The organism is Streptomyces longisporus (genome assembly GCF_039532765.1).
Taxonomy (GTDB): Bacteria; Actinomycetota; Actinomycetes; order Streptomycetales; family Streptomycetaceae; genus Streptomyces; species Streptomyces longisporus.
In genome coordinates this window covers 333,183-344,927 of sequence record NZ_BAAASG010000007.1, presented here as the reverse complement: position 1 = coordinate 344,927, position 11,745 = coordinate 333,183, and the positions used below count along the sequence as shown (strand labels likewise).

The window sequence follows — 11,745 nt, the reverse complement described above, 5'->3', positions numbered from 1 at the left end:
TGTTCAGTACGCGGCGAGACTCCGCACCGCCGCCACGACCTTGTCCACGGTGGGAATGACCTGCTCCTCCAGCGCGTCGGCGAACGGCAGCGGCACGCACTCCCCCGCCACCCGGCGCACCGGCGCGTCCAGCAGCCCGAAGCCCTCGTCGGCGACGACCGACACGAGGGTGGCGCCCCAGCCGCCCTGGAAGGGGTTCTCCTCCACGGTCACCAGCCGCGAGGTCTTGGCGAGGGAGGCGAGGACGGTGGCGACGTCGAGCGGGACGAGGCAGCGCAGGTCGACGACCTCGGCGTCGATGCCCTCCGCGGACAGCTGCGCGGCGGCCTGGAGCGCCACCGGGACCATGGAGGCCAGGGCGACGAGAGTGATGTCGGAGCCCTCACGCACCACGCCGGCGCGGCCCAGCTCGACCACATGGTCCGGCGGCGCCGGCGCGCCCTTGCTCGCCAGCAGCCCCTTGTGCTCGAAGAAGACCACCGGGTCGTCACTGCGAATGGCCGCCGCCATCATGCCGATGACGTCCGCGGGCGTGGCGGGGGCGGCGATCTTCAGCCCCGGGACGGTCAGCGCCCAGTTCTCGGTGGCCTGCGAGTGCTGGGCTCCGAAGCCGAGGCCGCCGCCGTTGGCGGTGCGCACCACGAGCGGCACGGTGACCTGTCCGCCCGTCATGTACCGCACCTTCGGGATCTCGTTGGCGAGGTAGTCCCAGCAGCAGGCCAGGAAGTCGGAGAACATGATCTCGGCGACCGGCCGCATCCCGGTCATCGCGGCCCCCATCGCCGCGCCCACGATGGCCTGTTCGGAGATCGGCGTGTCCCACACCCGCTCGGGCCCGAACTCCTTGAGCAGCCCGACGGTCGTCTTGAACACCCCGCCGGCCTCGCCGATGTCCTCGCCGAGGCAGACGACGGCCGCGTCTCGGCGCATCTCCCGCGCGATGCCCTCGGCGACCGCCTCGCGGTAGGTGATGACGTCACGGTCCGTGCTCACGTCCGCCATGCCGCACCTCCGTCCGCCCATACGTCGGTGAACACGTCGCCCGGATCGGGCGGCGGCGCGTTCTTGGCCGCCTCGACCGCCTGCTGTACGGCGTCACGGGCGCGCTCGTCGGCCGCGGTGACCGTCGCCTCGTCCACTCCCAGCTCCACCAGGCGTCCGCGGGCGAGGTCCAACGGGTCGTGCTTGAGCCAGCGTTCGACCTCCTCCGCCGGGCGGTAGGTGGCCGGGTCGGCGCGGCTGTGCCCGAAGTGGCGGTAGGTCTCGGCCTCCAGCAGAGCGGGCCCGTCTCCTGCCCGGGCCCGCTCGGCGAGGCGGGCGACCGCCTCCTTCACGGCGAGGACGTCGTTGCCGTCGACGACCTCGCCGGGGATGCCGTACGCGGGCGCCCGGTCGGCCGCCGGGCGGGCCACGGCCGTGACGTCGGCGATCGGCGTGTACTCCATGTACAGGTTGTTCTCGCAGACGAACAGCACCGGCAGCTTCCACACGGCGGCCAGGTTGAGCGCCTCGTGGAAGGCGCCGATGTTGGTGGCACCGTCGCCGAAGAAGGCAACCGCGAGCTGCCCGCTGCCGCGCAGCCGGGCCGACCAGGCCGCTCCCACCGCCATCGGCAGGTGGGCGCCGACGATGGCGTACGAGCCGAGCATGAACGCATCCGCCTTGGTGAGGTGCATGGAGCCGCCCTTGGCCCCGCACAGCCCCGTGGCCCTCTGCATGAGTTCGGCGAGGCACTCCTCGGGGGTGGCGCCGCGGGCCATGGCGTGGTGGTGGCCGCGGTAGGTGGCGAAGACGTAGTCGTCGGGGCGCAGGGCGGCGCTCGCGCCGACGGCGATCGCCTCGTGCCCGGCGGCCAGGTGGGTGGTGCCCTTGACCAGTCCGGACAGGAACAGGTCGTGGGCGGCCTTCTCCGTACGGCGGATGACGGCCATCTGTTCGTACAGGGTGAGGAGTTCGTCGCGGTCGTCCATCAAGCACCCCCGTCGGTGCGGGTGTTGAGGTGGGACTGGGCCTCGCGGCGGGTGTTGAGCTCGCCGCCGACCGTCCAGTACTTGCGGCCCGCCACCAGCAGTTCCTCGGCGGGGAACTTGGTGATGACCTCGCAGCCGTCGGCGGTGACGACCAGTTCCTCCTCGATCCGGGCCGCGGACCAGCCGTCGGCGGCCGGCCAGTAGGTCTCCAGGGCGAACACCATGCCCTCTTCGAGGACTTCGGGGTGGTCGAGGGAGACCAGGCGGCTGAAGATGGGCTTCTCCCAGATCGACAGTCCCACCCCGTGGCCGTACTGGAGGGCGAAGGCGGCGGTCTCGTCGGCGAAGCCGAACTCCTCTGCGCGCGGCCACACTTGGACGATGTCGGCGGTGGTGGCGCCGGGGCGGACGAGGGCGATGGCCTCGTCCATGTACTCGCGGCAGCGGACGTAGGCGTCGCGCTGGGCGCGGGAGGCGCTGCCGACGGCGAAGGTGCGGTAGTAGCAGGTGCGGTAGCCGAGGTGGCTGTGCAGGATGTCGAAGAAGGCGGGGTCGCCGGGGCGGATCAGACGGTCGCTGTAGACGTGCGGATGGGGTGAACAGCGTTCGCCGGAGATGGCGTTGACGCCTTCGACGTACTCGCTGCCGAGGTCGTAGAGGACCTTGCTGACCAGGCCGACACACTCGTTCTCGCGCACGCCCGGGCGCAGATGGCCGTACAGCTCCTCGTAGGCCGCGTCGACCATCGCGCAGGCCTGGGTGAGCAGGGAGATCTCGTCGCGGGTCTTGGTGCGGCGGGCCTCCAGGAAGACCTGCTGGCCGTCGACGACGTCGATGCCCTCGGCGCGCAGGGCGGCGAGGACCGGCATCTCGGCGACGTCGATGCCGAGGGGTTCGTTCGCGAGGCCGTGTTCGCGCAGCTCGGCGGCGATCTTGGCTGCGACGTCCTCGGCGATCCCGGCCTGCGGGTGGAAGGCGCCGCGCAGGGTGGAGATGCCGGCGCGGGCGCCGGTGGGCGGGCCCTCCTTGCCGTCGCTGTAGTCCAGCCACGGGTTGTACAGCTGGTGGTGGCGGGCCGCGGAGCCGAAGTCCCAGACGACCGGTTCGCCGCCGCGCACCAGCAGGGCGAAGCGGATCAGCTTGTCCATCGCCCAGGTGCCGATGTGCGTGGCGGTCATGTAGCGGATGTTGGCGAAGTCGAAGCTGAGCACCGCGCCCAGAGAGGAGCGGTTCAGGGTCTCGTCGAGCCGGGCCAGGCGCTGCTTGCGCAGCCGGTCCAGGTCGATGCGCTCTTCCCAGTCGACGGCGTTGGGTCCATATGTGCGGATCGCCATGGCGACCACCCCCACTCCGGAGTGAACGACCAGGCCGGGCAGGTGTCAAGTGCTACTGAACACTCTGGCTGAACACGAACCAGACCCCGACGGCCGGTTCCGTTCCATCATTCCGGTAGCGGTGCGGGGTCGTCGACTCGAAACAGACGGCGTCCCCGGGGCCCAGCGTGTACTCGTCGAAGCCGAGGGTGAGGACGAGCTCGCCGGAGGTCACATAGCCGTACTCGGTGCCCGTGTGCCGCATCAGGCCGCCGGAGCTGGAGGAGGAGCCGCCGGGCCGGTAGGTCACCAGCAGGAAGTCGACGTCCGAGCCCGGAACATGCCCGAGCCGCTCCCACACGACCCCCGAGTCCAGCTCAAGCAGCTCCCGCTCCCCCGGTGTGACCAGCGGTCCGATGCGTCGGCCGGGGTCGGCGGCGAAGGCCGCGAGGGCGTGCAGGACGGTGGCGGGGGCGGCGGCCGCGGCCACGACCGGCGGGGCGGCGGCCTCGTCCCCGTAGCCGTCGAAGAGCGCCTCCACGGAGATCGAGAGTGCGGTGGTGATGGCGTACAGCGTGCTCACCGACGGCTGGCTCTTGCCGGTCTCGATCTGGGAGACCAGGCTCGCGGAGACGCCGACCTCCCGGGCGAGGGAGCGCAGGCTCACGCCTTTGGCGAGGCGTGCCTGCCGGATGCGTGCGCCGACGGGCGGCACGGCGGCAGGAGACACGGCTGCTCCCCTCTCGGGCGGACATGTGCAGCACCATTGAACAGCCGGGGCCGGGCGCGAGGCCAGAGTCCCGGGCGAGGAGCGAAGCACGGAGATCAGCGCGCCCGCGGGAAGACCGCTCGTACCTCCCACCCGGGTCCGCGACCGCGTGCTGCGGGGATGCGCAGCCGACCGGCTAGAGGTTCAGCACGCGCGCGACGGTGCGCAGCACTCCGTTGTCGTTGTTGGACGGGGCCAGGTGGCGGGCCCGGGCGATGACGTCCGGGTGGGCGTTGGCCATGGCGAAGGACCACTCGGCGGCGTCGAGCATCTCCAGGTCGTTGAGGTAGTCGCCGAAGACCATGGTCTGGGCGGGTGTGATGCCCAGTTCGCGCTGGAGGCGGCGCAGGGCGGCGCCCTTGTTGGCGGTGCGGTTCATGACGTCGACCCAGTGCTCGCCGGAGACGACGACCTGGTTGGTGGCGCTGAAGGACTCCAGCGCGGGTGCGGTGGTGTGCGCGGCGGAGCCGAAGTCGAAGAGGGCGACCTTGATGACGTCGTCGTCGAGCGCGGTGGCGTCCTCGACGACGCGGTGCTCGACGTAGTACTTGCGCACCTCCGCCAGGAACGCCTCGTCGCCCCGCTCGACGTAGGCGGAGCGCTTGCCGCAGACGACGGCGCCCACGTCGACGCCCTCGGCGACCAGCTGCCGTACGGCCTGCACGACGCGAGCCGCGACGCCCGGCTCCAGCGGGTCCGAGCTGAACTCCACGCCGTCACGCACCACGTACGTGCCGTTCTCCGCGATGAACACCATGCCTTCGGCGACCTCGGCGAACTCCCGTGCCAGGGTGGCGTATTGGCGTCCGCTCGCCGGGCTGAACAGCACTCCGCGCCGGCGCAGTTCGGCCAGCGTCTCCCACAGGCCGGGCGGGATCCGCTTGGCGTCGTCCAGCAGAGTGCCGTCCATGTCGGTCACGACGAGGCGTATGTCGGCGGAACCGGTGGGCGGGCCACAGGCGGTGAGGAGGGGCGAGGCGGCGGAGGACATGACCTGCTTCCGGTGGGGCGCGACGGGGCGCCGGACGGCTTACGGCGGTCCAGTCACCCTACGCGAGCTGCGCGGACGCTCAGCTTCCGGACCGGATCAGGCCCGTCAGGTAGCGCCACAGCGACGAGCGCCGCTTGGCGGCCTGGTCCGGTACCGCGGGTGCGTCCGGTACGTCCGCCGCGGGTGCCGGCGCGAGAGGCAGCGGCGGCCCGGACAGTTCGTAGCGCACCGGCAGTGAGCGCAGTCCTCGCATGAACGGCGAGGAACGCCAGGGCAGTTGGTCGACAGGGAGGGCGAGCTCCAGGTGCCCGAACCGTTCGAAGACACGGCTTACGCCTGCCGCGGCGATCGTCGACGCCAGCTCGCGGGCCGGGCACTGTCGGGGCCCGGCGCCCCACGACAGGTGGGCGCGGCTGCTGATACCGGCGCCGGGTGCCATCCGGCCGGCGAAGAGGGGGTCGGCGTGGGCGGCGGCGGAGGAGACCCACACGGGGTCACCGGCGCGGATGGTGTACTTGCCGAGCGGGGTGTCCGCGGCCGCGAACCTCGGCACGAAGTTGACCAGCGGCGGCTTGCGCATGACCACCCGGTTCATGGTCTCGCGCACCATCCCGGCGGACAGGGTGGTGCGGACGCCGCCCTCGTTCTCTCCCGCGATCACCTCGACGACCGTGTTGGAGATGAGGATGCCGACGTGGTCGGAGGTCATGCCGAGCAACATGAACAGCTCGCGGGCCAACGCGTCGACCGACAGGTCCGGGTGGGCGGCCAGCAGATGGGAGGGGAAGTCGTCGCCCGGCCTCTCGATCTTGGCGGCGGCCAGTTCGCTGAGCGTCACCAGCAGACGGGCCAGGGCGGGTTCGGCGTCCGGGCCGGCGTCCAGCACCCGCCACATGTCCATCAGGGCGTCGTCGCCCTGCGAGCCGGGGAAGCCGAGCAGATGGCTCGCCGCCATCAGCGGCAGCGGGCGGGAGAACTGCGCCGACAGGTCGGCCATTCCCGTGCCGCCGCCCTGGGCGAGCAGGGAGATCAGCTCGTCGGCGTATCCCGTGACGGCCGCCTTGAGCCGCTTGGCCTGCGGGTTGCGCGGGTCCTGGAAGGGGCGCAGGGCCGTGTCCCAGGCGCCGCGCAGCGTGCGGTGGCCGGGGCCGCCCTGGATCAGGACGTGGTTGACCTCCAGGGAGGGGCCGAGCGGCCAGTCGGCGGGCACCCGGCCCTCCGTACGGGCCCGCCAGTTCTCCAGGCCCTTGGGCCAGCCGGCGTCGTCCTGGAGGACCTGCAGCGACTCGCGGTAGCCGAGCACCAGCCACGCCGGCACACCCAGCAGGTCGACCGGCGCGACCGGGCCGTGGCGCTTCCGCAGCCGCTCGTAGACGAGCGCGGGACGCGTCTCGTAGTCCCGGGTGAGCAGGGGTTCCGGAGCGAGGTCCTCCAGCCGCGCGCCGGCCCGCTCCGCGCTGTCCTCGTCGACCAAGTGGAACTCCATGCTTCCGCCGCCCCCTTCGACACCGTCTGCAGAGCGCTCCGCGGGATGTGCCGATCACCTGCGGCGCCGCCGAGCTGGTCGCGCCCGCGCGGCGGAGCCCCGCGCCCCTTGCCTCGCCGGCGAACCCGCAGGGACGGTACCTCAGGTGTCATTTGGGTCACACGGCGGGGGTACTGGCCGGTAGCAGCGTGCCGAGCAGGGCATTCGGGTTGCCGTACGACTGGATCCTGCTCACTGCTGACCACCGCTGCCTGTTCGGGCGGGGCGGCGGCGGTGGTCCGACGGCCACCGAGGTCACCGCCTCCCCGCTCGTCGAGAACACGCCCACCGCCCGGCAAGACGCCCGCCGTCGGTCCCGGCCGGAGCGGCTGACGGCTGTTCAACGGGCCCGCTCCGCACACCTGATCGGCCGATTCCCGGGACAGCGTGATCACCGGGCGGCACAATGGCGGCGACGGCCACAGGTGTTGAGAAGGAGCAGAGTCGTGAGTGAGAGCCACACCCCGGGCGGGTCGGCGAGGCTGAACACCGGTGTGGCGCACAACGCGCGCGTGTGGAACTACTGGATCGGCGGCAAGGACAACTACGAGGTCGACCAGCAGGTCGGCGAGCACGTCGCCGGGATGTTCCCGATCATCCGGGAGATCGCCCGCGCGGACCGCTGGTTCCTCGGCCGGGCGGTGCGGTTCCTGGCCGAGGAGCGCGGGGTGCGGCAGTTCCTGGACATCGGCACCGGGCTGCCGACCGCGGACAACACCCACCAGATCGCCCAGCGGATCGCTCCCGACGCCCGGATCGTCTACGTGGACAACGACCCCATCGTGCTGGCCCACGCCCGCACCCTGCTGACGGGCACCCATGAGGGCGTCACCGACTACATCGACGCGGACGTCCACGATCCCGACGCCATCCTCGAACGCGCCTCCCGGACTCTCGACCTCAGCCGGCCGGTCGCGGTGATGATGCTGGGCATCCTCAACTTCGTCCTGGACACGGAGAAGGCGCGCGAGATCGTACGGAAGGTCGTCGCCGCGGTGCCCTCCGGCAGCTTCCTCGTCCTCACCCACCCCACCTTCGACGACGACCTGGGCGGCGCGGGCCAGATCCCGGCGATGAAGTTCTGGAACGAGAACGCCACCCCGCCGATCACCGCCCGCAGCGGCGAGGACATCGCCGCCTTCTTCGAGGGGCTGGACCTCCTGGAGCCGGGCCTGGTGTCGTGCTCGAAGTGGCGCGCCGAGCCCGGATCGCCCGCCGTGGTACCGCAGTTCGGCGCGGTGGCCGTGAAACCATGACGGAGCAGCCCTGACGGACGCCGAGCGTGGAGGACGTATGACGACCCTTGCCGACCCCGTCCCCGGCGGCCGCCCGGGTGACGTCGAACGGGCCACCGCGCTCGGCGGCGAACTGTCCGGGCGGGGCGTGCACGGCATCGTCCTGGCCTACGTCGACACCGCGGGCGTCGGCCGGGTGAAGACCATCCCCACGGCCAAGCTCGCCTCGGCGGCGGCCTGGGGCGTCGGCATGTCGCCGGTGTTCGACACGTTCCTGGCGAACGACTCCATCGTCTCCACCGACGTCCTGGGCTCCCCGGACGGCGACCTGCGCCTCTACCCCGACCTCGACCAGCTCGTCGTCCTGGCCGGGCAGCCCGGCTGGGCCTGGACGCCGGTCGACCGGATCACACAGGAGGGCGAGCCGCACCCGGGCTGCAGCCGCACGGTCCTGCGCCGCATCGTCTCGGAGGCCGCGGACCGGCACGGCCTCACCTTCAAGGCGGGCATCGAGATCGAGTGGGCCGTCGGACAGGGCCCGGCGGAGGGCGGCGACTTCGCACCCGCGACCTCGGGTCCCGCCTACAGCGCCACCCGCCAGGTCGAACTCAGCGACTACACGGCCGACTTGCTGGCCGCGTTCGCGGCGCAGGGCGTGGACGTCGAGCAGATCCATCCCGAGTACGCGGCGGGGCAGTTCGAGATCTCGGTGGGCGCCCTCGACCCGGTGGCGGCGGCCGACCGGAGCGTCCTGGTCCGGCAGACCATCCGGGCGGTGGCCCGGCGCCACGGGGTGGTGGTGTCCTTCGCCCCGGCGGTCTTCGCGCAGGGCGTCGGCAACGGCGGCCACGTCCACCTCTCCGCCTGGCGCGACGGCGTCAACCTGCACTCCGGGGGCGAGGGCCGCTACGGCATGACCGCCGACGCCGAGTCGTTCGCGGCCGGGGTACTCGCCCGCCTCCCGGCCCTCACGGCCGTGACCGCACCCAGCCCGGCGAGCTATCTGCGTCTCAAACCCTCCCAGTGGGCAGGAGTGTTCACCGCCTGGGGCCGCGAGACCCGCGAGGCCGCGGTACGGGTGGTCACGGGCACGGCGGGCCTGCGCGACCAGGCTGCGAACCTGGAGGTCAAACCGGTCGACCTGGCCGCCAACCCGTATCTGGCCCTCGCCTGCCTCATCGCCGCCGGACTCGACGGCCTGACCTCGTCCACGCCCCTGCCCGAGGAGATCACCGGCGATCCCGCCCGCCTCGACCCCGCGGACGCGGCGGCCCGGGGCGTACACCGCCTGCCGACGTCGCTCACCGAAGCCGTCGAGGAGTTCCGCAAGGACGAACTGCTGCGGGCCGCGCTCGGCCCGGTCCTCGCGGACGCCGTGATCGCCGTACGACAAGGGGAGGTCGCGGCGGCACACGGGATGGACGACGAGCGGCTGGCGGCGGCCTACCGCTGGAAGTACTGACCATGGCCGGCCCGATCCAAGAGGCGCTCGACGCACTGGAGTTGGTGGACCACCACTGCCACGGCGTCGTCACCGCCGACCTGACTCGGGAGGACTTCGAGGACCTGATCACCGAGGGCGCTGCCTGGCCCGGCAGCTCCCCCTTCGACAGCCCCGTCGGCGTATCGATCCGCCGCCACTGCGCCCCGCTGCTGGATCTGCCGCGCCACGCACCACCCGATGAGTACCTCGCCCGGCGGGCCGAGTTGGGCCGGCAGGAGGTACACCGCCGCTTCCTCACCGCCGCGCGGACGAGCACCTTCTGCGTGGACACCGGGTACGCCCCGGAGCGCCTCACCACGCCCGCGGAACTGGCCGGGACCGCGGGCGGGACGGCGTACGAGGTCGTACGGCTGGAGGGCGTCGCCGAGGCGGTGGCGGCGCAGGGCGTCGAGCCCGACGACTATGGCGACGCCTTCCAGGCCGCCGCGCTGGAGGCTGTGCAGCGGCCGGGCGTGGTGGCGGTGAAGTCCGTGGCCGCGTACCGCACCGGCTTCGACCTGGACCCGGCGCGCCCGTCCGTCGCAGAGGTCACCGAAGCGGCCCGGCACTGGTCGGCGGGCGGCGGCCGGCTGGACGATCCGGTCCTCGTACGGCACCTGCTGTGGACCGCGGTCGACCTCGGCCTCCCCCTGCAGCTCCACACCGGCTTCGGCGACAACGACATCCGGCTGCACCGGGTCGACCCCGCCCACCTCACCGACTGGCTGCACCTGACGGCCGGCACCATCCCGGTGCTGCTCCTGCACTGCTGGCCGTACCAGCGCCAGGCCGCCTATCTGGCCGCGGTGTTCGAGCACGTGTACCTGGACGTGGGCCTCACCCTCCACTACGTCGGCCCGGCGCGCGCCCGGGCGGTTCTGGAGGAGGCCTTGGAGATCACGCCGTTCCGCAAGCTGCTGTACAGCTCCGACGCGTACGGTGTGGCCGAGTTCTACTGTCTGGGCGCGCTCGCCTTCCGCCGCGGGCTGGCCGGTCTGCTGCAGGACCGGGTGGACGCCGACGAACTGAGTCTGCCGGACGCACTGCGGTTCGCCGAGTGGGCGGGAGCACACAATGCGCGCCGGGTCTACGGCCTTTCCGGCCCCTCCTGAAAGTATGATCAAGCAATGTCTGACATGACCGAAACCACGCCGGGCTGGCTCAGCTCCGACGACCTCGAGCTGGCACGCGCCCGTATGCCGATCCTGTACGTCGAGGCCGTGCCCGTGCGCGTCGACGACAGCGGCGAAGTCACCAGCGTCGGCCTGTTGCTGCGCATCGGCCCGGACGGGACGGTCAGCCGGACCCTGGTCTCCGGTCGCGTCCTGCACCACGAGCGGGTCCGTGACGCCCTGCTGCGGCACCTGGAGAAGGACCTCGGCCCGGTGGCGCTGCCCCGGATCCCGGCCTCCCTTCAGCCCTTCACGGTGGCGGAGTACTTCCCGACGCTGGGCGTCACGCCGTACCACGACCCGCGCCAGCACGCGGTGTCCCTGGCCTACGTCGTCCCGGTCACCGGCGACTGCCGGCCCCGGCAGGACGCCCTGGACCTGGTGTGGTTCAGCCCGCAGGAGGCCGTGTCGGAGGCGGTGCAGAGCGAGATGCCCGGCGGGCACGGGGTGCTGCTCAGGCAGGCCCTCGCTCACGTCGGCTGCTCTGTTTGAGCATCGTGCTGAAGGGTGTGACGGGGCGCTCCATGCGCTCCCCGTCCACGGTGATGTCGGCCGCCTCGTTGTAGAACGCCAGGAGTCCCTTGATCGCGCCCACGGCGGGCAGCGGCTCCGGGTAGCTCCAGACGATGTTCGGCGGCACGTCGGCCTCGCCCCGCACCGACCAGTACTGTGCCGTGCCCTTGTAGGGGCAGCCGGTGTGGTGCTCGGTGGGTTCGAGGAGGTCGAGGCGGACGTCCTCGCGCGGAAGGTAGTAGCGGGTCGGCAGACCGGTCTCGAAGAGCAGCACGGGCCGGTGGGTATCGGCGACGAGCATGCCGCCGACCGACACCTGGACATGCCGGCTGCTCGCGATGGCATCCACCCGCTTGTGCGGGTCACGGGGGTGGATGAAGATCTCTTCCTCCTCCTCGTACCAGTGGTCCAGGCCCCTGCCGCTGCGCCGGAACCACTCGAAGGCGATGTACTCGGCCAGGTCGGCGGCCGGGAAGGTCCAGGCGGCGTTCTCCAGCAGCTCACCGTCGACTTCGAGGTCGTAGAAGATCCTGGAGCCGGTGTGGGCGCCCGTCCGCGGGTTCTTCGCGGGGCGCAGCAGGTCCTCACGGACGTCCTCGCGCGGGAAGGCGTACTGCGGTACGGGCAGCGAGGGCTCCCAGACGAGGACGGGGTGCCTGCTGTCGACGACGGTGACGTCACCCTTGCGGCCGCGCACCCAGCGTTCGCTGGGCTCCCACAGGAGGCCTTCGGGGGTGGTGCGCAGGGATCGTTCGGTGGGGAGTGCACTCATGG

General features: G+C 71.9%; 11 protein-coding genes. 4 read left to right on the top strand and 7 right to left on the bottom strand.

The features are described from left to right. Window positions 1-3: 3 nt before the first annotated feature. From ABD355_RS13185 to ABD355_RS13160, 6 genes are all read right to left on the bottom strand, one after another. Window positions 4-1,002, bottom strand: a complete 999-nt coding sequence (locus tag ABD355_RS13185; protein WP_344400416.1) for an alpha-ketoacid dehydrogenase subunit beta — start codon at window positions 1,000-1,002, stop codon at window positions 4-6. Further along, window positions 990-1,970 carry a thiamine pyrophosphate-dependent dehydrogenase E1 component subunit alpha gene (locus tag ABD355_RS13180; protein WP_344400415.1) on the bottom strand — a complete coding sequence of 327 codons (981 nt, stop codon included), beginning with the start codon at window positions 1,968-1,970 and terminating at the stop codon, window positions 990-992. Before ABD355_RS13180 ends, ABD355_RS13185 begins: the two co-directional genes overlap by 13 nt. Further along, complete coding sequence (locus ABD355_RS13175; RefSeq protein ID WP_344400414.1) at window positions 1,970-3,304, bottom strand: M24 family metallopeptidase; 1,335 nt, start codon at window positions 3,302-3,304, stop codon at window positions 1,970-1,972. The genes ABD355_RS13180 and ABD355_RS13175 overlap by 1 nt, the downstream gene beginning before the upstream one ends. A gap of 52 nt (window positions 3,305-3,356) precedes the next feature. After that, window positions 3,357-4,013, bottom strand: a complete 657-nt coding sequence (locus tag ABD355_RS13170; protein ID WP_344400413.1) for a helix-turn-helix domain-containing protein — start codon at window positions 4,011-4,013, stop codon at window positions 3,357-3,359. Between the two features lie 175 nt (window positions 4,014-4,188). Beyond that, entirely contained in the window at window positions 4,189-5,043 is an 855-nt protein-coding gene (locus ABD355_RS13165; protein WP_344400412.1) for a Cof-type HAD-IIB family hydrolase, read from the bottom strand. Between the two features lie 79 nt (window positions 5,044-5,122). Then, the gene (locus ABD355_RS13160; protein ID WP_344400411.1) at window positions 5,123-6,529 is read right to left on the bottom strand and encodes a cytochrome P450; all 1,407 of its coding nucleotides are present in this window, start codon (window positions 6,527-6,529) and stop codon (window positions 5,123-5,125) included. A gap of 485 nt (window positions 6,530-7,014) precedes the next feature. Here ABD355_RS13160 and ABD355_RS13155 point away from each other — a divergent pair, with 485 nt between their 5' ends. Genes ABD355_RS13155 through ABD355_RS13140 form a run of 4 tightly spaced genes read left to right on the top strand, consistent with a single transcriptional unit; the run spans window position 7,015 to window position 10,950 of the window. After that, window positions 7,015-7,824, top strand: coding sequence for an SAM-dependent methyltransferase (locus ABD355_RS13155; protein WP_344400410.1), 810 nt, complete (start codon window positions 7,015-7,017; stop codon window positions 7,822-7,824). Window positions 7,825-7,861: 37 nt separating this feature from the next. Further along, entirely contained in the window at window positions 7,862-9,265 is a 1,404-nt protein-coding gene (locus tag ABD355_RS13150) for a glutamine synthetase family protein (RefSeq protein WP_344400408.1), read from the top strand. Between the two features lie 2 nt (window positions 9,266-9,267). After that, entirely contained in the window at window positions 9,268-10,398 is a 1,131-nt protein-coding gene (locus ABD355_RS13145) for an amidohydrolase family protein (protein ID WP_344400407.1), read from the top strand. A 15-nt stretch (window positions 10,399-10,413) separates the two neighbouring features. After that, entirely contained in the window at window positions 10,414-10,950 is a 537-nt protein-coding gene (locus ABD355_RS13140) for an NUDIX hydrolase family protein (protein ID WP_115910498.1), read from the top strand. On the opposite strand, the gene ABD355_RS13135 is transcribed toward ABD355_RS13140, so the two are convergent. Next, window positions 10,913-11,743 (bottom strand): DUF427 domain-containing protein, encoded by an 831-nt coding sequence (locus ABD355_RS13135; protein ID WP_344400406.1) that lies wholly within the window; start codon window positions 11,741-11,743, stop codon window positions 10,913-10,915. The two genes, ABD355_RS13140 and ABD355_RS13135, sit on opposite strands and share 38 nt — an antisense overlap. Window positions 11,744-11,745: the final 2 nt, after the last annotated feature.

Excerpts from the sequence above, each read along its gene's own strand:
- ABD355_RS13160 (WP_344400411.1), bottom strand. The coding sequence starts at position 6,529 with ATGGAGTTCCACTTGGTCGACGAGGACAGCGCGGAGCGGGCCGGCGCG.
- ABD355_RS13165 (WP_344400412.1), bottom strand. The coding sequence starts at position 5,043 with ATGTCCTCCGCCGCCTCGCCCCTCCTCACCGCCTGTGGCCCGCCCACC.
- ABD355_RS13175 (WP_344400414.1), bottom strand. The coding sequence starts at position 3,304 with ATGGCGATCCGCACATATGGACCCAACGCCGTCGACTGGGAAGAGCGC.
- ABD355_RS13145 (WP_344400407.1), top strand. The coding sequence starts at position 9,268 with ATGGCCGGCCCGATCCAAGAGGCGCTCGACGCACTGGAGTTGGTGGAC.
- ABD355_RS13180 (WP_344400415.1), bottom strand. The coding sequence starts at position 1,970 with ATGGACGACCGCGACGAACTCCTCACCCTGTACGAACAGATGGCCGTC.
- ABD355_RS13150 (WP_344400408.1), top strand. The coding sequence starts at position 7,862 with ATGACGACCCTTGCCGACCCCGTCCCCGGCGGCCGCCCGGGTGACGTC.
- ABD355_RS13140 (WP_115910498.1), top strand. The coding sequence starts at position 10,414 with ATGTCTGACATGACCGAAACCACGCCGGGCTGGCTCAGCTCCGACGAC.
- ABD355_RS13135 (WP_344400406.1), bottom strand. The coding sequence starts at position 11,743 with ATGAGTGCACTCCCCACCGAACGATCCCTGCGCACCACCCCCGAAGGC.
- ABD355_RS13185 (WP_344400416.1), bottom strand. The coding sequence starts at position 1,002 with ATGGCGGACGTGAGCACGGACCGTGACGTCATCACCTACCGCGAGGCG.